We start from the raw sequence: 21,166 nt of genomic DNA, 5'->3' as shown, positions 1-21,166 counted from the left end.
TCGGCCCGTCGGCACAGGTCGCGGCCGCCGCGGCCCGCTCAGCCCAGCGGTTCGGAGAAGCGCAGGAAGTTCCCCCAGGGATCGGCGAATCCGCAGTCGCGCACGCCGTAGGGCTGATCGGCCGGCTCCTGAGTGACCCGGACACCCGCGTCGCGCAACCGCGTGAAGGTGTCGTCGGCCGAGTCCGTCGTGAAGATCAGCGTCCCGTGCGCGCCCGTGGCCAGCCGTCGCTCGGCCTCCCGGCGCTGCTCGTCGTCGGGCACCATCGACGGTATCTCCAGGATGAACTCGATACCGGGCTGTCCGGCGGGGCCCACGGTCACCCAGCGCATCGGGCCGAACGGCATATCCGCGCGCACTTCGAGACCGATGACATCCCGATAGAACTCCAGCGCCTCCTGCTGATCGCCGACCAGCAGGCCGACATGCGACAGTGCCAGATCTTTTCCAGTGCTCATCCGTCTCTCCTTCGTTCAGGGCTCGTCCGGTTACCGGGCCGGCTCGGGATCGGTCCGAGTCGGCGGAACAACACAGAAGACGTCGCCCACGGCCGGAATTCATCGTGCGCGGCGGAACCGATCACCTCGTGCTCGTGGCAGGCGTCGGCGACGACTCGGACAGCCGGACGGCGGTCGCCACCGTCCCCAGGGCGAAGACCAGTTCGGCGCAGTTGGTGAGCAGCATCGGGGGCATCGCGGCCGAGACCACCGTCATCGTCACCGTGGTCACCGTCCAGGTGCGGTAGCCACGCACGCGCCACACCGCGCCGGCCGCGACCAGCACCACCAGCACGGTCACGACGGGCGGCAGCAGCCCGGCGATCGACGCGTGGGCGGTGGTGTAGCGCACGGTCCCCGACCACTGCGCCGGGACCAGGGTCAGCGAGATCAATTCCCCGAAGACCCCCGTCGCGATCACCGCTCCCGTCACCACGTAGACCGCCGCGCGCGCCCACTCGGTGCGCGCCCATCCGACACCGGCCCGGCCCGCGGCGGCGACCGCCCACGGCATCAGCAGTGGAGTGAGCACGATATGCGCCACGAAACGGGGAGCCGACCAGGTCTCGAGGGCGGCGCCCGCGCCGACCCAGCGACCCGCCGCGAGCACCGCGTTGTCGTAGACCAGCGCCGCGCACACCACCGCTGGAACGATCAGGATGCGGTCGGCGGTACGCCGGAACCGCACACCGCACCAGCAGACCAGCGCCAGCTGACCGGCGGCGAGGACCGCGAACGACAACGAGGCGAGCACAGGCGTCCTTTCCGGCCACGGATGCCGGGCCCGGCCGCTGACGATACTGCCGTCGGCTGCCGGTTCACCCGGCGCTCGGCCGTCGGGAGGCGGCGACGCGGCCCGGCGCCCACGGGCGTCACACCCGCCGACGCACCCGGCCGGGGATCGGGATCGCGGCGCCTTCCGGTGTCCCACCGCGCACCAGCGGATCGGCTCCGAGCACCTTCTCGAAGCGGAACGGCCGGTCACGCCGCTGGGGCCCGGACCGCACCTCGGTGTATCCCGCCGTCGTGTACAGCCGCCGGGCCTCGGGTTGCCGATCGCCGATCGCCGCGCACGCCTGCCGATAGCCGAGCCGGATCATGCCCGCCTCCAACTCCGCCAGCACCCGGGTCGCCAGGCCGCGCCGCCGCTGTTCGCGCGCGGTCCACACCCGTTCGAGTTCGGCAGTCGTCGGATCGCGTCGGCGGAAACCTCCGCCGGCCACCGGTTCCCCGTGCTCCACCAGCACCACCAGGTCTCCGAGCGGGTCGGCGAAATCGGCGGCCGGGCAGTCCCTGAGCCGGTGATGGATCGCGCCGGCGGTATCGCCGTACCGGGTGCTGTAGTCGATGGCGAGTTCCGCGAGCAGGGCGATAGCCAGCGGATGGTCCTGCTGCACGTGATAGAGCCGCGGGCCGCGGGCCCGCACATCGATCGCCGACGGTGTACCCACGCTCGGTACCTCCACACCCTTGGCCGTTCGCGCCACACCACTCGGCCACTCCGGATGGTGTTCCCGAGGTTAACGAAACGGACAGGGCGAAACATCGTTTCCGGTCGCGTGTCGTCGAACTCTGGACACTGTTACGTTCCGTTTACACCCCCTGGTGTTCACCGATCGGCAACCAAGACTTCGACACCGCGGCCGACCGCCGGGCGCCGGCGGGGCCGCCGAGTCGAACGCCGCCCGGGCGGCCGCCGGAACCGGCTCCGCGGTACAGCGGATCACCGCGCCGGCGGCCCGCCGTCACCGGTTCGCCGGCTCGGACTCCGGGATCTCGGTACCCGCGCCGAGCACCTGCCGGAACCGTGCCGCCAGCAGTAGCGCCACGGCCACCAGCACACCGCCGACCCGGACCGGCCCGAGCTCGCCGAGCCCGGTGGCCAGGGACAACGCCGCCACGGCCGGGCCCACCGCCGCACCGATGTTCAATGCCGCGGTCGCGTAGGCCCCGGCCATGGTCGGCGCGTCCGCCGCTTCGTACAACACCCGCGCGATCACCGTGCTCCCCAGCGCGAACGACAGCGCACCCTGCGCGAACACCAGGACGAGCAGCGCCACGGGACGATCCGCGAACGCCGCCAGGGCGAACCACCCGGCGCACAGCAGCGGCCCGGTCACCGCGACCACCGCGCCCGGCCGATCGTCGGACAGCCGGCCGGCGACCGTGACCCCAGCAAAGGAACCGGCACCGAACAGTACGAGTGCCACCGGTACCCAGAGCGCGCCCAGCCCGGCCGGCCCGGTCACCAGCGGCGCGAGGAAAGTGAAGCTGCCGAAGGTGGCGGCGTTCACCAATGCGCCGAGGACCATGACCACAACCAGGCGCGGGCGCCGCAGTGGGGTGAGTTCGGCGCGCAGATCCGGGCCGCCGAGGTCACCGCCGCCGCGCATCCGCCCGGGGATGCCGGCGAGAACACCCAGCGCGGCAGGGACGCAGACGACCGCGACCGCCCAGAAGGTCGCCCGCCAGCCCAGCATCGCCCCCAGCAGAGCCCCGCCCGGGACCCCCGCGACGGTGGCCAGGGCGGTACCGGACAGCAACACTGCCAGCGCGCGCCCCTTGTGGCCGGGGGGAACCAGCCCGGCGGCGGTGGTCAGCGCCACCGCCAGGAATCCCGCGTTCGCGAAAGCGGCCACCACCCGGGTCGCCACCAGCACCCCGAAACTGCCGGTCACAGCTCCCGCGATATGCGCGGCCAGGAACAGGATCACGAAACCCAGCAGGCCGGCCCGGGCAGGCCAGTTCCGGGCGACCGCCGCCATCAGCGGTGCGCCCACGATCATTCCCACGGCGAACGCCGAGGTCAGCAGGCCGGTGGCGCCGATGCCCACTCCGAGGTCGGCGGCGATGTCCGGGACGAGACCGGCCAGCATGAATTCCGAGGTGCCCATGGCGAATACGGCCAGGGCCAAGAGGTAGAGAGAAAAGGGCATGAAGGACTCCGAGGTGGAAGAGACAGGACTGAATGTCTCGTCACCCCGGTCAGCGCCCGGGCATCACCGAGTCACCGTGCCCCTCAGCAGGGCACGGTGTGAGAAATCTGGGATTCAGGGGCTGACGGGGATGACCGACAGCCCTGCTCTGGATGCCTCCGGGCTCGACACGGAAAGCACGTTACCGGCTCGTGCCCGCTATCGCACACCGGTTTCCCGGGCCGCCGCCCGCGGCCGCCTGCGGGAAAGCCGCACGGACGCTGTCAGCTCGGCTCGTCGAGCCGGACCCGCACCGTGACCCGTCCCTTCTCGTCCCGCTGCGCGGTCGCGTGCCCGGCCCGGTCTCCGTCGCGCAAGTGCAGCAGGATCGGGGCGCCTTCGCCGAGAAAATTGCGCCACCAGCTCTTCTTATCGGGCATCGCGACCCCGATGACCAGTTCCCCGTCTTTCTTCAGATAGTTCACCGGGGTGCGGAACGTCCGGCCCGACTTCCGGCCCACGTACTCGATCTCCACGAAACCCTTGCCCAGTAGCGGGCCCAGCAGCGGAACGTCGAGGAGAGCGACCACCCCGGTGTTGAAGCCCCGGACCGCGCGGCCCATCGGTGACGTCGATTCCACGGGTTTCCTCCTGGTAGATAGCGCTCGTGCCCGATACCACCGACCCTAGCGCTCCCCCACTCACGTCGCCCACCACAGCGAGTCACCGGGCGACAGGTGGTTTCCGGCCCCCCGCACTCCGGGTACCTCTCACCCGACGGACGCTGCCGGTTTGCGCGGCGCAATCCCGGCTGCCACTATCACCTGCGGTGTGCCCCGGGACCTGGCTCGCAGCGGTCGGCGCAGATCGGCCGGGACCGGCGGTGAACAGGAACGTTCGATACGGAGTTGCGTAGATGCTCAAGGGTTTCAAAGACTTTCTCATGCGCGGGAACGTCATCGATCTCGCCGTCGCCGTGGTGATGGGCACCGCGTTCACCGCGGTCGTGAGCTCGGTCACCAAAGGCGTGGTGGAGCCGCTGCTGGCCGTGCTCGGCGGGAGCAGTCAGCTCGGCTTCGGTGTCACCCTGATATCGGGAAAGCCCGCGACCTTCATCGCGCTCGGACCCATCATCAGCGCCGCGATCGATTTCATGATGGTCGCGGCCGTGCTGTACTTCGCGCTGATCCTGCCGATGAAGACCATGCAGAAGCGTTACCGGGCACGGAACGGAATCGCGGACAAGCCCACGCCGACCGATACCGAATTGCTCACCGAGATCCGCGACCTGCTCGCCGCGCAGGGCGACGCTCGGGTGGGGCTGCACAAGCGGGATACCGAACAGGTGAGCGCGCGTCAGGGTTGAGACGCCGGCACTCGGCCGCTCGCCGGTTCGAATCATGTGTCGTATAAACCTGTTCACCGGTTGACCGGGGGCATATCTTCCCTCGGTGACCTCGACCGTTCTTCACCCCGCGGCTCTCACGGTGCGTGGGGTCCGCCGCAGTTTCGGGCCCACCACCGTGCTGCGCGATATCGATCTCGATATCGCCCCGGGGCAGATCGTCGCGCTCGTCGGCGCGTCCGGGTCGGGGAAGTCGACTCTGCTGCGGCTCATCGCCGGTCTCGACAGTCCGTCGGCCGGTTCGGTGCGCATCGACGATCAGCCCATCGCCGGTGTGGATCCGCGGTGCGCGGTGGTGTTCCAGGAGCCGCGGCTGCTGCCGTGGCGTGATGTCGCCGGCAATGTGGCGCTCGGACTGCCTGCCGGAACCGGGCGATCCGCCGGCGCGGCGGCCGTGCGGAGCTGGCTCGAGGTCGTCGGGCTGACCGGTTTCGCGAAATACCGGCCGCGCCGGATCTCGGGCGGCATGGCCCAGCGGGCGGCGCTGGCGCGGGCCCTGGTTCGCCGGCCCGGAGTACTGCTGCTGGACGAGCCGTTCGCGGCGCTGGACGCCTTGAACCGGTTGAAGATGCAGAACCTGCTGGTCGATGTCCATCGGGATATCGCCACCACCGTCGTGCTGGTCACCCACGATATCGACGAAGCACTGTTGCTGGCCGATCGGATCGTGCTGCTGGAACCCGAGCCCGGACGTGGCTCCGGTATCGGCGCGATCTTCGAGGTCCCCGGGCCCCGGCCGCGGGAGCGGACCGACAGCCGGCTCACCGCCCTGCGTACCACCCTGCTCGACCGGCTCGGAGTACCCGAGCCCGGCACGGCCCCGGCCGCCGCCGCTCTTCTCGTTAAGGAGCCCGCCCGATGAAGTTCCGAGCCGCCCTTGCGGTCCTGATCGCGGCGGTCGCCGTGCTCAGCTCCGGTTGTGTCCAGGGTGAGGGGTCCGGTGGCGCGGGCGATGCCGATATCCGCCTGGACTACGCCTACTACAATCCGCTGAGTCTGGTGGTGCGGGACCAGAAACTCCTGGAGAACGCCGGTTACAGCGTGACCTGGGTACTGTCCGCGGGCAGCAACAAGGCCAACGAGAACCTGCGGGCGGAGGCCATCGATATCGGGTCGACCGCCGGGTCGGCGGCATTGATGGCACGCGCCAACAACACTCCGATCAAAGTGGTGTCGCTGTACAGCAAACCGGAATGGGTGGCACTGGCCGTCCCGCCGGGTTCGCCGATCGATTCGGTGGCGAAGCTGCGCGGCCAGAAGATCGCGGCGACCAAGGGCACCGACGCCTACTTCTTCCTGCTGCAGGCCCTCGGCACCGCCGGGCTCACCGGCAAGGACGTCGATATCGTCAATCTCCAGCACTCCGACGGGAAGATCGCACTCGAACGCGGATCGGTGGCGGCGTGGGCCGCCCTGGACCCGTACATGGCGCAGAGCCGGCAGGAGGGCAAGTCCCGGTTGATCTACCGGAACGCGGATTTCGCCACCTACGGCACGCTCAACGCCCGCGAGGACTTCCTGACCGAACATCCGGACCGGGCACAAGCGGTCGTGGACGCCTATGAGAAGGCGCGTGCCTGGGCCCTTGCCCATCCCACCGAACTGGCCGCGCTGCTCGCCCGGGACGCCGGCGTCACCCCGGAGGTCGCGGCCGAAGAGCTGGAACGGACCGTGCTGGACAATGACCCGGTGCCGGGGGCGGAACTGCGCAGCGTCCTGGAACGCGTGGTGCCGATCGTCGTCGGCGACGGCAGTGTGCGGTCGGCGGACGCGGCGACCGCGTCGCTGGAATCGCTGTTCGAACCGAAATTCGCGGCGCAGGCCACCCAGTGACCACCGTGTCGCAGCAGCTCACGGACCCCGCGGCGGGCGACCCCGAGACGACACCGCCCGCCCCTGGAACGCGATGGGGGCGGATCGGACTCGGGCTGGTCGTCCCGCTCGCGCTGCTCGCGCTGTGGCAGGCCGTGACCGCCGCGGGCCTGTACTCGCCGTCTCAGCTCCCGCCACCCACGGATGTGCTGTCCGCCGCGGGCGACCTGCTCACCGAGGGAGCGCTGTGGAACCACCTCGCCATCAGCGTGCAGCGTGAGTTCATCGGATACCTGGCCGGGGCGGGCGCCGCACTGGCGCTGGGTGCGCTGATCGGCCTGTCCGATATTGCCCGCCGCATGCTGGCGCCGACGGTCGAGATCCTGCGCACCGTACCGTCGCTGGCCTGGGTACCGCTGCTGCTGCTGTGGCTCGGAATCGGAGAACAGCCGAAGATCGTGCTGGTCGCGATCGGCGCATTTTTCCCGATCTACACCACCACCGCCTCCGCGCTGTCCCAGGTGGATCCGCATCTGATCGAGGTCGGCCGCGCCTACGGGCTGCGCGGCGCGGCGCTGCTGGCCCGGATCATGCTGCCGGCGGCGGCCCCGTCGATCCTCAACGGGTTGCGACTGGGACTGGTCAACGGCTGGTTGTTCCTGGTGGCGGCCGAACTCATCGCCTCGTCGAAGGGGCTGGGATTCCTGCTGATCGACAGCCAGAACACCGGCCGCACCGACATCATGCTGCTGGCCATCGTGCTACTGGCCGGGCTGGGCAAGGTCAGCGATATCGCGTTCGGCGCGGTGGAACGGGCGGTCGTCGCCCGGCGCTGACCGAAGTCCCGGTACCGGCCGGCACTGTCACGGCAGCCGGTCGGCGGCCGGGTCGCGCCGGGTCCCCGCGGGATCGGCCGTCTCGACCAGGAGCCGGTGCAGCGCGCGGGCGGGTGGCGAGGCGCGACGAGCGTCGAGCACGACCTCGGTGAACGCCTCGGCCAATGCGGCCGCGGGCTCGAAGCGGCCGGCCGGGAAGCCGCCGTTCAGTTGCGCCCGCCACTGCCCGAATCCGGCGACCGTACGCGCCAAGGAGCCCGCCGTTTCTGGTCCCGCCAGCGGCAGGTAGGCGGCGATCAGAGCACGCCGGGCAGCGGCGCGGGCTCGGAAACCACCGGCCGCGTCGAGAACCCGGCCCAGTTCACGAACCACAGCGGAGTACACCGGCCGCCGGGCGCACCCCGGTGCGAACCCGCCGGCCGCTTCGTCCCTGCGGATCGCATGCTCCCACTGTGCCGGTTCCACGGCCGCCCCGGCGGACAGCGTGATGCAGGCGGCGATCAGGTTCCCGTCGGCGCCCGGATTCGCGACGTGTCCGGTGTCCGCCCCAGCCGAATCCTCCGCTACAGCAGGCCGGTCGACCGGTTCGAGGTCGAGCCGGATCGGGGCGCCGTCGGATATCTCGTCGATGCCGATCGCAGCCAGCACCATCGCCGGATGCCGTGGGAGGACGTCGTTGACCGCGGCGACGATCTCGATCAGCACCTCACGCGGCACACCCGGGGTCTCGAATCCGAATGCCCGGACACCGTGGCGTTCGGCCAGTTCCCGAGCGAGGCGGGCGCCGAACGACTCGGCGGCCGCGGCGGCGGGATCACGTTCCGCAGCGCCGGGTTTCTCGGCGGGTCGTTGCGGGGTCCGGCCCGGCATCCGGGGCGGGGTATCGGATCCTCCCGGCCCCGGGGCGGCGACCCGGGGCGGGCCGGTCCGACCGGAGCTCGACCACGGCGTACCAGCGGTGCCCGGGGACCCGCCGCGCGCCGACCTCGTCACGGCGGCGGCCGATCCGGGCGAGCCGGGGTTGGGCACCGGCCGGAGGCCGCTGGCCGGAGGGGTGATCGAGGGCGTAGCCGGGCTGCCGGTGCGATCGGTCGAGGTATTGTTCCGGGCACCCGTTCCGTCGTACGGCGATTGCCGCTGTGGTGACTGCTGCGGCGGCGCCTGCCCCGGCGCGTCGGCAGCGGATCCGCCGCTGGTCGGTGCGGAACTTCCGGCGGCGTTCGACGGCGCCGCGCCCGCGGAGTGTGCGGATGACGCGGGTGTTTCGGTGACATCGCGAGTCGAGGCGGGATCGTTCGCCCGCGGCACGACTGCGGGCGCTCCGGTATCCGCCGGAACGTACGGATCGGCACCGCCCACCGGGGCAACGAAATTCGTCGCCGCCGGTGTGCGGGTGCGGGGAGTCTCGGAGTCGGCGGTACGGATCTGCTGCCCGCCCACCAGGTCTTGTCGCTCGAAATTGTCGGCTACCTGCCGTAGATCCGGGCCCGTCTGCCGCAGTACGTCGGTGAGGCTGCCCAGTTCGGACAGCGTTTGTCGTTCCTCGGGGACGAACGTCTCGGCAAAGGCTCGGCCGGTGTCGTCCCCGCCCCAGGGGGCGATATCGGACGATACGAGATCTTGCAGGCGCTGTACCAGCGCCGCCACTTCGGCGCCCAACTGTTCGAACGCCGGCGCCGTCGCACGCAACTCCCCGGTATCCGCTCGAAACTGTTCACCCACGTCGCAGCCCACCTTTCGACCGGCATACGAGTTTCTCTGCCACCTTTCCATATTCCCGCGCACGGGAATCAAATGAACAGTACAAAGCGGGCAAACACTCACCTTCTGTGGGAATATCGACACCTCACCATGAGGGGGTGAGCGTGCCCTAGCAGGCAGGATGAGGATTCCGGAGGCCGCCGGAATGGATATGAACGCACTTTTGGCCGAGGTGCCGGCTGCCGTGCGTGACCTGGTCATCGGTCATTGGCCGGAAGCCGAGGTCGCGCCGATGCGTGCCCGCGGCGACGTGTACATCGCGACCGGCCGGGGCCTCCGTGCCGGGGCCGACAGGTACGACGCCGAGGGGAAGAAGGCAGAGCTAGCACTCGACGGCGCCACGCGGACCGGGCTTTCCGAACGGAACCGGACAATCGTCGGGGCAATGCGCAACCAAGCCGCGGTCTGCGACGACATGGGTCGGCAGTGTCACGAGGTCGCCGATGTCACCGAGCAGACACAGCACCTGCTGATCGTCACCGGAATCGTCCTGGGCGTGCAGCTGGCCTACGACGCTCTGCTGTTCCTGTACGGCGGCGGATTCAAAGCCGTCGCCGACCGGCTGGCCGCCGAGCAAGCCATGCGGATGGCGGTCACCCGGCTCACGGCCAAGGTTGCCACCGACGCCGCGGCGGGCGCCGCCCGCCGCGCCGCCCTGCACGGCGCCGTCCATGCGGCGAAGATCGGAGCCCTCACCAGCGTGGCGATCAGCGTCGGCGCCCAGGTGTGGGATCTGGAAACGGGCGCGCGCGACGAATTCGATATGGGCTCCCTTTTCGAGATGGTGGCGGGCGGTGTGATCGGCGGTGTGGTCGGCGCCGAGATCGGGCGCCGAGTCGCGCCACGCATACTCGGGCGGCTGGGCGGACGGGCCCGCACCGATATCGGCAGGTTCACCGGCCACCTCGGCGGGACCGTGCTGATCGGCGGCGCCGGTGGGTTGACCGGCGGAATCGCCGGCGCGGTGCCCTCGCTGATCATCCATTACAAAGATATTCACAGCTTCGGCGATATGTTCACGATGGTCCGCGAATCGGCGGTCGTCGGCTTCGGCAGTGGTTTCGTGGGCGCGGCGGGCAGCGCGCTGCGCGTGCACCGGGCCGGAGTCGCCGGGGTGCGCGGCGACCTCGACCTCGCGCCGATCGCCCGGCGGCAGCTGGACTTCGGCCGGCGCGTCGACCAGCTGCTCTCGGGTGAACCGCCCCGTGCCGAGCCGCTGTCGCGCCAGGCCACCCTCGAGAACTCGGCGAGATCCGTGGAAATGCTGACCTTTCCGGACGGCAGCCAAGTGGTCCACAAGGTGGTCGCGGACCCGCGGCACGCGCACGCGGAATTCCTCGCCTCGGTGATGGGCGATACCGTCGGGGCGCGCGTACCGGCGGTGCACATCGACGGCCGTCACGTCTATCTGGAAGTAGTACCCGGCAAGAGCGCGCTGGACTCGTATCCGAGGGACTGGGCACCCGAAGAGCGATTCCACGGCACGCCCTCGGGAAACCGGCTCGGACTGCTCGACGCACTGATCGATATCCCCGACCGCAACAGCGAGAACTGGATGATCGACCCGGACGGCAGGGTCTGGGGCATCGACCACAGTCTCGCGTTCGAGCCGGACGGCCGCATCGGAGCCTTCGCGAAACAGTTCCTGGATCACGGTCCCGCCGAGGGGACCGTGCAGTGGAAGGAACACGGCTTCACCCGCGCCGAGGTGGCGGAGATACGGCACCACGTCGCAGAACTACAGCCCGCCTTCTCCGCGCTGGGGCGCCACGACTGGCACGACGGGGTGTTACAGCGACTCGACGGCATGGCCGACGCGGCACCACCGCCGCATCCTGCCGACCCGGGCGGGGTCGTTCCCCCGCACACCGGGCCCGGCGACACCCCCGGACAGGCTCGCAGGACAACGGTGGACGCGCACCCGCCGCTTCCCGCCGATCGCCGAGAGCCCCAGAACGTTCCACCGCGGAACAGCCGACCCGAATCGGGAGACCCGCGCACACAGGTCAGGCCGCCCGCACACCAGGAGCGCCCCGGCCCCCGAGTCGAGGCGGGCGAGAACCGGTCCCCCGGCGGCCGAAACGCCGGACCCGAATCCGGTCAGCCCCCGAAGGGCGTCGATATGCGCGCCACACCGGAGGAAAGGCCGATAGACGCAGATCCGGTTCCGCGACGCGAGGAATCCTATGACGGGCCGCCGACCCGTCCGCTTCAGCGAATCGGTCCCGACGAGGCGCCGCCCGACCGCGGCGACTACGAACTGGCCGCAGCGCCGCCACCGCAGGGCCAGACGCACCACTTCCGCCACCCGCAGAGCGGTCACGTCGACGTCGTGTTCACCCCGGCGCAGGGCGGCGAACTCTCACTGCGGTTGCTGCCGGGCAGCGAATACATCCTGGGCAGCGGCCGAGACGCGCTGCTGCACAATGTGGCCGGCGAGTACGTATCACGGCGGCACGCGAGCATCAGAGTCGATGACGCCGGCCATGTTTTCCTCCGCGACAACAACTCGATGAACGGCACGTTCATCGACGGCAAGCAGATGGTCAGCGGCGAGTGGGTCCGCGTATACGACAGCCAGCAACTGATGCTCAGCCGCGCCTTCGATCTCGGCCTGGACCTCCGGCGTCAGATATCCGATGTGCGGCTGTTCGGGAACGACGCGCCTCCGCTGCGGCTGCAGCGCGGGCAGAGTATCGGGATCGGGCGCGACTTCGTACAGCGAAGCGACCTCCCCGACCTCCGCACCATGTCCAAAGATCACGCCCTGGTCGGGATGGACGAGGACGGCCGGGTGTGGATCCAGGACGACGGATCCGCCAACGGCACCAAGGTCAACGATGATCCGCTCGCACCCGGCGAAAAGCGCACACTACGCCCCGGTGATTCGGTGCGATTCGGACTGGTCCGAGGCGAAGCGCAGTTCTTGCCGGCCGACAGGAGCACCGAAGCACCCCCGATGCAGGTGCGTCTCGGCGGCGGGCCGGACGCGATTCCGACGCAGTTGGCGGCCGGCCGATCGGTCCCGGTGGGCACCGGTCCCGATTCACCGTTCGCGAACCAGCTGAGCCGCTACCGGGGGGTGGCCGAGCGGCACGCGACGCTGGGAATGGACCACGACGGCCGAGTGTGGATTCGGGACCATCCCGGGTCCGACGGGGTCTGGGTCAACGGCGACCGGATAGCCCCCGACCAGCGGGTTACGCTGAACGCAAGTGACCAGATCGGGCTCGGTCCCGAATTCGTCACCACCGCGCGTCTGGGTGGCGAGCCCGTCCATCCGCCGGCGGTCGTGCATTTCGCGCCGGAGCTGCGCCTGCCGCCGATCCGGCTGTCGCCCGGACAGGAGATACCGGTCCCGGTCCGCTATTTCGTCGGCGACTCGAACCTCCGCGGTGACCAGGCGCAGCACTTCAGGGTCGGTACGCGCGAGGTGTTCGTCGGCCGCGACCCCGACGGCCGGGTGTGGGTCCGTGATCCGGAGCCCGAACTGCCCCCGGCCACCGAAGTGAACGGCCGCGCACTCGAGGCAGGCGAGAAGCGGTATATAGAGGCCGCCGACACGCTGAAGCTCGACGGCCGCCTATCCCGGCTCGAGGTGGGCGCGGAGCGGCCGCTGACGCTGCGCCTGGCCGATGACCCGCGCGTACCGCCACTCAACCTGCGGCGTGGTGAGGAAATGGTCATCGGTCGCGACCCGATCTCGCCCATGGCCGATCAGCTCACCGCACATCGGTCGGTGTCCCCGCAGCACGCGACCGTCTTGCGCGATCAATACGGGAACCTGATGTTGCGGGACAACCATTCCGAGCGGGGGACCTATGTCAACGGCGTGAAAGTCGACCCGGCCGCACCCCCGGTACCGCTGCGTCCGGGCGATTCCGTCCGATTCGGCGACTGGGTGGGCAGCGCCCAGTACGCGGACGGTGACACCCCGCTCATTCCGAAGGATCTGGCGGTGAAGTTCAACAGCTCGCACGGGGACCTCGCCTTCGATATCCCGCGCGGCGGCGAACCGATGGTCCTCGGCCGCAACAACTCCGAGCTCCCGTCCGGGCTTCCGCACGGCGATCTGGTCTCCCGGCGGCACGCCACGCTGGGCGCCCATCCCTCCGGTCGTGTCTGGATCCGGGACGAAGGTTCCCAGAACGGGACCCGGGTCAACGGCGAGATGATCGCGCCCGGCCGGCAGGTCGCCTTGCACCCGGGCGACCACGTCGATCTCGGCGGAGGATACGACTTCACCGTCGCGTTCCCCCCGCCGGAGGGCGGGCCGTTCGTGGACATCATGGACCGGACACCCGCGACGAAGCACGTGATCGAAGAACTCGCCCGGATTCCCCACCGGATCTACCAGCGCGTCAGCGACCATATGAACGCGGTCGTCGGCGGCGGCATAGTGATCGGCAACAGACCGCTGCTGGACATGCCCGGAACCGACCAGCTACGCGGCCACACACCGTACGGCCGGAAGTCCGGTACGAGCTGGAATACCGTGCAGGGGGTGTACATGGGCGGGCCCCGGCGGATCGTGATCAACAGCGGGGGCGATTCCGGTAGCGCGAACGTCGTATGGCACGAGTTCGGCCATGCCACGGACGCCGCCTACGGAACCGGCGGCCGTTGGCTGAGCAGCGGACCGGAATGGAGTTCGCTGCATTCGGACATTCTCCAGCGCATCGGCGGCCACCGGAAATGGAACAGCTACTTCGACAAACCGTCGGAGGCGTTCGCCGAAGCCTTCACCGCCTGGACGCACGGGGGTCGCACTAAGCTGAAGGAGTTCACCCTCGGTGACCGAGTTCTCGCCGATCGATTGAAGGCTTATTTTGACAGCGTATTCGGATGACACCAGCCCGCCGGTACTCGCGCCGGACGGCGTGACCATCCGGCTCCCGCTGCGGGGCCGGACCGCGGACGGTATCCACTATCGCGGGTACGAAGAGCTCGTCCCGGGCGAGGACGGTTACGACGAACTCCTGCCGATCGCCCGCGCCAATGCCGCCGAGCCGGCCGAGCCGCCGCAACGTCCGGTGGACCCCGAGACGCTCGCCCGGATCATGCGGGATTCCGGTCTCGACCGTGCGGAGGACCGAGACGCCTGACTCCGTCCCTACTCGGGCGGAGTCAGAATCTTCAACACCTCGTCCGAGTGGTAGAACGGTTCGAGGCGTTCCCGGATCAGCCCGGCCAGGACCCCGTCCCGCTTCGCCGTCTCGATCACGGCCGGCCCGTAGCGCAGGATCTCGGTGACGATGTCCTCCCCCGACAGTCCCAGCTCACCGAGCAGCGCGGCCACGGTGTAGTCGCGGTACTTCTCGTGGAAGACCTGGACGCATTCGTCCACCAGCAGGCCGAAATACTCCTTCTCCCGGGTGGTCACCGCGATCCGGTAGCAGAGCCCGACCAGCTCGTTGAGATCCTGCTTGGTGAGGTACTCGCGCAGACCGCTGATCGGTTCATCGGCGTGCAGGTCCCAGAATTCCATGGTCGCGTCGTGCACCGGTGCGTCGCGCAGCATTTCGCGGATCGCGTTGTTGGTGCGTTTGAGCGCGTACATCGCACCTTTGCCGGCGATATCGCCGAGAATGGTGTTGCTCTCGGCGGCCTTGCGGGCGCGGTCGGCGGCGGACTGACCGATCGACATGAGCGTGCCCATTCCGGGGATCTTCTCCGCGCGCTGCCGGTTGGCCTCCACGAAATCACCGACCAGTTTGTCCACGAATTTGGAAGCCACCGTGGCCACCAGCGGGCTGTCGGTGAGTCGTTCCAGGACGCGCTCCTGGGTCTGGTGCATATCGACGATCTTCTGCAGCAGCGCCTCGACCGGTTCCCGTTCGACCAGTTCGCCGAGGGTGTGGTCTTCGTTGGACGCGATGCTGTCGTAGATCGCGTCGGCGAACACACCGACCGTATCGGCGAGAACGGCACTGCCGCCGACCTTGTCGATCAGCGTGGCCACGGTCCGCTCGGCCTGTTCGGCCTCGACCACTTCGCCGGCGTTCACGGTGGCCGCGACATCCAGGACCGCGGCCACGTCACGGGCGACGACCTCGGCGAACCGGTCGCCGCTCACCTCGTCGAGCAGCCACTGCACCTGGGCGTCGAGCAGCCGGTCGGCGAGCACGCGGGCGGCCTCGATGGTTTCGGTCACCGGTTCTCCTTCGGAGCGGCTTCATACGGTCGGCTGAGGCCGCGGCGAAGGCCGAGGTATCGCATCACGGGTCCATCCCTTGTCACTCCGGCGCGGGCCGGGCGGGATCAGGACCCTTCGCCCTCGTGCAGGGAGGTGCGGATCTGTTCCAGACGTTCCCGCGCGGCCTGTTCACGCGCTTCCCACTGTTGATCGGCGCCGCGCCCGGCCCGGCTCTGCCGATCGAGTGCCCGGGCGCCGAACGCGGTGCCGATACGCCGCTCGACCTTATCGCGAACGGAACCGAACGTCGGCACACCGGAGCCGGTGTAGCCGCCCGCCCCGCCGCCTGCGCCGGGATGTTGTCCGGCCCCGGTGCCGATACCGCCACCGACCTGCGCCGACGAATCGAGATCGGGCGCGGTGCCATAGCCGCCACCGACCGGAGTGCCGGGAATCACACCGGATGCCGGTGCGCTCTGCCCGGTTTCGGACAGCAGTCTCGTGGCGGCCTCGTACAGGGGGGCCAGGTTTTCCCGGCCCGCCGTGGCGACGACCAGCACCGCCAGCAACTGCTCGTCGGGTAGGACCGCCAGCCGCGCGGCGAGCGCGCCCGGATCGCCTGCGCTCGGTTCACTCATAGGAACACCCTACGGCGTGCGGCCCGGCCGTTCGGCCATACCGCAAGCCTGTTGCCGGACACCGAGTTCTCCTACGAACGGATCACCGCGCCGACCGCGTCCGAGGCCGCCGCCACCGCGGCGTCCCGAGCCGCACTGGCCTCGTCCTCGGTGAGCGTGCGGTCGGGCGCGCGGAAACGCAGCGCGTAGGTGAACGATTTACGACCCTCGCCGGCCTGCGCTCCCGCGTAGACGTCGAACAGCGAGATGTCCTCGAGCAACGCACCGCCGCCGGCGCGCAGCGCGGTTTCCACGGCCGCGGCCGGGACGTCCGCGGTCACGCTGACCGATACGTCCTGAAGGACGGCCGGGAACGGGGAGATGGCCGGAGCCGGCCGGGACTCGTCCAGCGGCAGCGCGTCCAGATCGAGTTCCAGCGCGCAGGTCCGCGGCGGCAGACCGGAGCGTTCCAGCACCCCGGGGTGCAGTTCACCCGCATAGCCGATCACCGTGCCGTCGACCGTCAGCTCGGCGCAGCGCCCCGGATGCCACGGCAGATGCTTGCCCGGACGGCGAGTGAGCGCTACCCCGGCGGCCTCGGCGATCACATCGGCGAGCGCGAAGGCGTCCGCGGCCTCGGCCGCGCGGCCCGGACCCCACGGCCCGCGGGGTTCCCGGCGTCCGGTGAGCACCACCGCCACATGCTGGGGCTGTTCGGGCAACGAGGCCAGCAGTTCGCCGACTTCGGCGGCGGTCGGGCGGCGATCCACCGGGAGCGGTTCCACCGGTTTGGTGTCCGGCCCGGGCAGGACCACCTGAGCGATCCCGTACAGCGCCAGATCACGGGCGCCGCGCGAGATGTTGCGGGCGGCGACCTCCAACAGTCCCGGCAGCAGCGTGGTGGCGAGTTCGGCACGCTCCGAATCGAGCGGGTTCAGCACCCGGGTGGTGGTGCGACGGGAATCGTCGTGCTCCAGGCCCCAGGTGTCGAAGACACCGGCGGGCAGGAACACCGGCGGGGGCACTTCGACGCAGCCGGCGAACGCCAGCGCCCGGCTCACCGCGCGGCGGCGGCGCTGCACCGGGGTCAGGCCGCGACCGGCCGGCGCCTGCGGCAACACCAGCGGGATCCGTTCCAGACCCTCGAGCCGCAGCACCTCCTCGACCAGGTCGGCGGGCTGCGCGAGGTCGGGCCGCCAGCTCGGCGGGGTGACCACCAGCTGGCCGTGGCCGCTGGTCTCGTCGACCGCCACCTCGACCTGACAGCCGATCTGGGTGAGTCGGCGCGCGGAGGTCCCGGGGGCGTATGGGACACCGGCCACCCGGTCGGGCAGGTCGATATCCATCCGGATCGGTGCCGGCGGATCCAGCGGGAACCGGATATCGGTGAGAGCCGCTTCGACCGTGCCGCCGGTGATCTCCGCGAGCAGCGTCGCGGCCCGATCCAGTGCGGCCAGGTTGAGCTCCGGATCGACCACCCGCTCGTAGCGTTTACTCGCCTCGGACACCAGCTTGTGCCGGCGTGCGGTGCGGTAGACGAACAGCGGATCCCAGGTGGCGGCCTCGAGGACGATATCGGTCGATTCCGCGCCCACCTCGGTGGACGCTCCGCCCATCACACCGGCGAGGGAGACGACACCGGTGTCGTCGGCGATCACCACGTCCTCGGCGTCGAGTTCGCGGGCAACCTCGTCGAGCGTGCGCAGGGTCTCACCGGCGCGGGCGCGGCGCACCACCAGGCCGCCGCTGAGTTTCGCGGCGTCGAAGGCGTGCAGCGGCTGACCGAGTTCGAGCATCACATAGTTGGTCACGTCGACGGCCGGCGAGATGGGCCGCACACCCGCCAGCAGCAAACGACGTTGCAACCACCACGGGCTGACCGCCCCGGGGTCGATACCGGTCACCCGGCGCACCCCGAACCGGGTGCACCGCGATTCCGGTTCCACCCGCACCGGCCATGCGTCGGGCCCTTCGCCCAGCGTGCGCACTGCCGGGTCGGCGTATTCGAGATCGAAACCGCAGGCCAGTTCGCGGGCGAGCCCGCGCACCGAGAAACAGTAGCCGCGGTCGGGGGTGATGTTGAGTTCGATGATCGTATCGCCGAGCCCGAGCAGGTCATTGGCGTCGGTGCCGGGTTCGGCGGTACCGGGTTCCAGCACGAGGATGCCGGAATGGTCCTTGCCGATGCCGAGTTCGGCGACCGAGCAGATCATGCCGTGGGAGACATGCCCGTAGGTCTTGCGCGACGAGATCGCGAAACCACCCGGCAGCACACCGCCGGGCAGCACCACGACGACCAGATCGCCGACCGCGAAATTGGTTGCGCCGCAGACGATCTCCTGGAGTTCGGCCGCGCCGATATCGACCTTGCAGAACCGGATCGGTTTTTTGAACTCGGTGAGTTCGGTGATCTCGGCGACCCGCCCGACCACCAGCGGACGGTCGACATCCCCGCCCACCGGTTCGAGCTGATCGAGCTCTTCGACTTCGAGCCCGACCCGGACGAATCCGGCATCGAGTTCCGCCGGTGTGACCTCCCAGCCGGGGACGGTGCGGCGGATCGTTTCGGTCAGCCAGGACTGCGCTACTCGCACTGTGACGTTCGCTCTCTCGCTCGGAAGATCAGGACCGGATACCGAAGGGCAGGGTGAACCGCACATCACCCTCGACGATGTCGCGCATATCGGGGATGCCGTTGCGGAACTGCAGGGTCCGCTCCAGTCCCATCCCGAAGGCGAAACCGCTGTACACGTCGGGGTCGATACCGCTGGCGATCAGCACCTTCGGGTTGACCATGCCGCAGCCGCCCCATTCGACCCAGCCCGCGCCGCCCTTCTTGTCCGCGAACCACACGTCGACCTCGGCGGAGGGCTCGGTGAACGGGAAGTAGTTGGGCCGGATCCGGGTGGTGGTGTCGGGGCCGAACAGCGCCCGCGCGAACGCGTCCAGCGTGCCGCGCAGATGCGCCATGGTCAGGCCCTTGTCGATGGCCAATCCCTCGACCTGGGAGAACACCGGGGTATGGGTGGCATCCAGTTCGTCGGTGCGGAAGGTGCGGCCCGGGCACACCACATAGATCGGCAGTTCGCGCTCGAGCATGGACCGCACCTGCACGGGGGAGGTATGGGTGCGCAGCACCTGCCGCGAACCCGCCGGTGCGATGTGGAAGGTGTCCTGCATGGTGCGCGCCGGGTGGTCGGGCAGGAAGTTGAGCGCGTCGAAATTGAAATGCTCGGTCTCCACCTCCGGGCCCTCGGCGACCTCCCAGCCCATACCGACGAACACATCGGCGACCTGTTCGGAGATGACCGTGATCGGATGCCGGGCGCCGACCGGACCCCGGTTCGCCGGCAAGGTGACGTCGATGGCCTCGGCGACGAGCACCGCGGCGTCGCGTTCGGCGAGCAGGGCGCGCTGGCGCTCCTCGAACGCCTCCGATACCCGCGCCCGCGCCTTGTTCACCCGTTTGCCGGCGTCGGCCTTCTCCGATTTCGGCAGCGAGCCCAGCGAGCGCTGCGCCAACGCGATCGGCGACCGGCCCCCCATGTACTCGGTTTTGGCGGCGGCCAGCGCCTCGAGGTCGGCGGCGGCCGCGAAGGCTTTCTCGGCGGCCGCCGCCGCGGCGGCCAGGGCTTCTTCGGTGAGCGCGGATTCCTGCTCGCCGGTCGCTGCGCCTGCGTCGGTGTCGTCGGCCACGGTCTCTCGTCTCTCCCCTAGGCATCGGTGAGCGGACCCGGTCGGCTCCGGTGCCCGTATTGCTGCTGGTGGAATCGTATTCGATGACCGGTATCCGGCTCACGCCGATATCCCCCGACCATCACTGCCCGGTACGTGTACACCTTCAACCGGTAAAGTCCCCTCCGATGACGAACGCCTTGACCCGCACCGAGACGCTCGCCGGACGTGCCCGCCAGCAGGCGGTCTGGCTGCTACCGCTTCTGGCGGTGATCGTGACGTGGGTGTGTATATCGCACCCGATCGATCCGTTCCGCGCCATCAGCGGCGAGTACATCGACCTCGAGGTCTATCGGCTCGGGGTCGAGGAGTGGCGCTCCGGCGGCGACCTCTACGGACACCTGCCGGAAACGGCCGCCGATATCAGCCTGCCCTTCATCTATCCGCCGTTCGCGGCGCTGGCGCTGGGCATCTACGCGCTGCTGCCCTGGGCGGCGTCGGTGGTCACCTATTTGGTGGTGTCGGTGGGCGCGCTGGCGCTCACCCTGTTCCTGGTGGCTCGGCAGCTCTGGCCGCGCCACGACCAGCGCAAACTCGCGCTGGTAGTGACCGCGACCGCGACTCCGCTGGCGTTGCTGCTGGAACCGATCTGGGCGACCCTGGATTTCGGTCAGGTCAACCTGATGCTGATGGGCCTGGTCGCGGCCGACTGCCTGACCCGCAATCCCCGCTGGCCACGCGGGGTTCTGCTCGGTATCGCGGCGGCGATCAAGCTGACTCCGGCGGCGTTCGTCCTGTTCTTCCTGATCCGCAAGGACTACAAGGCCGCGGCGACCGCCGCGATCAGCGGTGCGATCGCCACGGTGATCGGCTTCGCGGTGATGCCGGACGAATCGGTGCGTTACTGGTTCGGCGGTTTCGGCAATGTCGGCGGACTGAGCGGGTCGGAGTTCCAGACCAACCAATCGATCCAGGCGGTACTGGCCCGCTTCCAGATCACCGGCACCCTGGCCACGGCGCTGTGGCTGCTGGCGGCCGTCGCGCTGGTGGCGGTGGCCGTGGCGGCCATCCGGCGCACCGGAACGCCGCCGATGATCGCGCTCGCCGTCAACGCGGTGGTCGCGCTGCTGGTATCGCCGATCTCCTGGTCGCATCACTGGGTGTGGGTGGCGCCGGCGCTGCTGGCGATGATCGGGTACGCGACCACCCGGCCTTGGTCGCAGGTCCGCGGCTGGTACGCCGCGGCAGTGGCGACCGCGGTGGTGTTCGTCCTGGCGAAGCACAGCGACCTGCCCGGTAACGACGGCCGGGAGCTGGACTGGACGGCGTGGCAGCAGTTCATCGGCAACGGATACGTGTGGTTCAGCCTGCTACTGGTGGTGCTGTACGCGACCGCCGGGCGCGGGCAGCGCGGCCTGCTCCCGGACCGGGCCGCCACCAGCGGCACCGACGCGTTGGTCACCGTCCGCGAACGCTGATCGGCGGCCCGCCCGCAGGCGCGCCGCCGATCGA

Annotated in this window: 17 protein-coding genes; 7 read left to right on the top strand and 10 right to left on the bottom strand. The window is 69.7% G+C overall.

Annotation, left to right across the window (positions count from 1 at the left end):
* Positions 1 to 38: 38 nt before the first annotated feature.
* From OG804_RS32045 to OG804_RS32025, 5 genes are all read right to left on the bottom strand, one after another.
* Positions 39 to 458 carry a VOC family protein gene (locus OG804_RS32045; RefSeq protein ID WP_328392450.1) on the bottom strand — a complete coding sequence of 140 codons (420 nt, stop codon included), beginning with the start codon at positions 456 to 458 and terminating at the stop codon, positions 39 to 41.
* 121 nt (positions 459 to 579) lie between these two features.
* Complete coding sequence (locus OG804_RS32040) at positions 580 to 1,251, bottom strand: hypothetical protein (protein WP_328392448.1); 672 nt, start codon at positions 1,249 to 1,251, stop codon at positions 580 to 582.
* 118 nt (positions 1,252 to 1,369) lie between these two features.
* Positions 1,370 to 1,948, bottom strand: coding sequence for a GNAT family N-acetyltransferase (locus OG804_RS32035; protein WP_328392446.1), 579 nt, complete (start codon positions 1,946 to 1,948; stop codon positions 1,370 to 1,372).
* Positions 1,949 to 2,242: 294 nt separating this feature from the next.
* The gene (locus OG804_RS32030; RefSeq protein ID WP_328392444.1) at positions 2,243 to 3,433 is read right to left on the bottom strand and encodes a Cmx/CmrA family chloramphenicol efflux MFS transporter; all 1,191 of its coding nucleotides are present in this window, start codon (positions 3,431 to 3,433) and stop codon (positions 2,243 to 2,245) included.
* 263 nt (positions 3,434 to 3,696) lie between these two features.
* A complete protein-coding gene (locus tag OG804_RS32025; protein WP_328392440.1) occupies positions 3,697 to 4,053 on the bottom strand; it encodes a hypothetical protein in 357 nt (118 codons plus the stop codon).
* 275 nt (positions 4,054 to 4,328) lie between these two features.
* On the opposite strand from OG804_RS32025, the gene mscL reads away from it, so the two are divergent.
* The 4 genes from mscL to OG804_RS32005 all read left to right on the top strand — a co-directional run bounded on the left by mscL (position 4,329) and on the right by OG804_RS32005 (position 7,465).
* Positions 4,329 to 4,778, top strand: a complete 450-nt coding sequence (gene mscL / locus OG804_RS32020; RefSeq protein WP_328392438.1) for a large conductance mechanosensitive channel protein MscL — start codon at positions 4,329 to 4,331, stop codon at positions 4,776 to 4,778.
* Between the two features lie 85 nt (positions 4,779 to 4,863).
* On the top strand, positions 4,864 to 5,679 hold the full coding sequence (locus OG804_RS32015) for an ABC transporter ATP-binding protein (RefSeq protein ID WP_328392436.1): 816 nt from the start codon (positions 4,864 to 4,866) through the stop codon (positions 5,677 to 5,679).
* Complete coding sequence (locus tag OG804_RS32010; protein WP_328392434.1) at positions 5,676 to 6,650, top strand: aliphatic sulfonate ABC transporter substrate-binding protein; 975 nt, start codon at positions 5,676 to 5,678, stop codon at positions 6,648 to 6,650. Before OG804_RS32015 ends, OG804_RS32010 begins: the two co-directional genes overlap by 4 nt.
* A gap of 122 nt (positions 6,651 to 6,772) precedes the next feature.
* Positions 6,773 to 7,465 carry an ABC transporter permease gene (locus tag OG804_RS32005; protein WP_328398897.1) on the top strand — a complete coding sequence of 231 codons (693 nt, stop codon included), beginning with the start codon at positions 6,773 to 6,775 and terminating at the stop codon, positions 7,463 to 7,465.
* A gap of 27 nt (positions 7,466 to 7,492) precedes the next feature.
* Here OG804_RS32005 and OG804_RS32000 read toward each other — a convergent pair whose 3' ends face one another.
* Positions 7,493 to 9,187, bottom strand: a complete 1,695-nt coding sequence (locus tag OG804_RS32000) for a WXG100 family type VII secretion target (RefSeq protein WP_328392432.1) — start codon at positions 9,185 to 9,187, stop codon at positions 7,493 to 7,495.
* A 190-nt stretch (positions 9,188 to 9,377) separates the two neighbouring features.
* Between OG804_RS32000 and OG804_RS31995 the strand changes: the two genes are divergently transcribed.
* Entirely contained in the window at positions 9,378 to 14,075 is a 4,698-nt protein-coding gene (locus OG804_RS31995; RefSeq protein ID WP_328392430.1) for an FHA domain-containing protein, read from the top strand.
* On the top strand, positions 14,056 to 14,331 hold the full coding sequence (locus OG804_RS31990; RefSeq protein WP_328392428.1) for a hypothetical protein: 276 nt from the start codon (positions 14,056 to 14,058) through the stop codon (positions 14,329 to 14,331). The genes OG804_RS31995 and OG804_RS31990 overlap by 20 nt, the downstream gene beginning before the upstream one ends.
* A gap of 8 nt (positions 14,332 to 14,339) precedes the next feature.
* On the opposite strand, the gene OG804_RS31985 is transcribed toward OG804_RS31990, so the two are convergent.
* From OG804_RS31985 to pheS, 4 genes are all read right to left on the bottom strand, one after another.
* Positions 14,340 to 15,380: a hypothetical protein gene (locus OG804_RS31985; RefSeq protein WP_328392426.1), complete on the bottom strand. Its 1,041-nt coding sequence runs from the start codon at positions 15,378 to 15,380 to the stop codon at positions 14,340 to 14,342.
* Between the two features lie 107 nt (positions 15,381 to 15,487).
* A complete protein-coding gene (locus OG804_RS31980) occupies positions 15,488 to 16,000 on the bottom strand; it encodes a hypothetical protein (RefSeq protein ID WP_328392424.1) in 513 nt (170 codons plus the stop codon).
* 71 nt (positions 16,001 to 16,071) lie between these two features.
* Complete coding sequence (gene pheT, locus OG804_RS31975; RefSeq protein WP_328392422.1) at positions 16,072 to 18,573, bottom strand: phenylalanine--tRNA ligase subunit beta; 2,502 nt, start codon at positions 18,571 to 18,573, stop codon at positions 16,072 to 16,074.
* A gap of 28 nt (positions 18,574 to 18,601) precedes the next feature.
* A complete protein-coding gene (pheS, locus tag OG804_RS31970; protein ID WP_328392420.1) occupies positions 18,602 to 19,675 on the bottom strand; it encodes a phenylalanine--tRNA ligase subunit alpha in 1,074 nt (357 codons plus the stop codon).
* A 167-nt stretch (positions 19,676 to 19,842) separates the two neighbouring features.
* Here pheS and OG804_RS31965 point away from each other — a divergent pair, with 167 nt between their 5' ends.
* The gene (locus tag OG804_RS31965; RefSeq protein WP_328392418.1) at positions 19,843 to 21,132 is read left to right on the top strand and encodes a glycosyltransferase 87 family protein; all 1,290 of its coding nucleotides are present in this window, start codon (positions 19,843 to 19,845) and stop codon (positions 21,130 to 21,132) included.
* Positions 21,133 to 21,166 lie beyond the last annotated feature (34 nt).

Source organism: Nocardia sp. NBC_00416 (genome assembly GCF_036032445.1).
In the GTDB taxonomy this organism is placed as follows: Bacteria; Actinomycetota; Actinomycetes; order Mycobacteriales; family Mycobacteriaceae; genus Nocardia.
The sequence above is the reverse complement of the archived record's forward strand: the minus strand, read 5'-3'. Positions and strand labels throughout refer to the sequence as shown.

What these genes read in the sequence shown, in the direction of transcription:
- OG804_RS32045 (WP_328392450.1), bottom strand. Translation starts at nt 458, where the DNA reads ATGAGCACTGGAAAAGATCTGGCACTGTCGCATGTCGGCCTGCTGGTC.
- OG804_RS32030 (WP_328392444.1), bottom strand. Translation starts at nt 3,433, where the DNA reads ATGCCCTTTTCTCTCTACCTCTTGGCCCTGGCCGTATTCGCCATGGGC.
- mscL (WP_328392438.1), top strand. Translation starts at nt 4,329, where the DNA reads ATGCTCAAGGGTTTCAAAGACTTTCTCATGCGCGGGAACGTCATCGAT.
- OG804_RS32010 (WP_328392434.1), top strand. Translation starts at nt 5,676, where the DNA reads ATGAAGTTCCGAGCCGCCCTTGCGGTCCTGATCGCGGCGGTCGCCGTG.
- OG804_RS31995 (WP_328392430.1), top strand. Translation starts at nt 9,378, where the DNA reads ATGAACGCACTTTTGGCCGAGGTGCCGGCTGCCGTGCGTGACCTGGTC.
- OG804_RS31980 (WP_328392424.1), bottom strand. Translation starts at nt 16,000, where the DNA reads ATGAGTGAACCGAGCGCAGGCGATCCGGGCGCGCTCGCCGCGCGGCTG.
- OG804_RS31965 (WP_328392418.1), top strand. Translation starts at nt 19,843, where the DNA reads ATGACGAACGCCTTGACCCGCACCGAGACGCTCGCCGGACGTGCCCGC.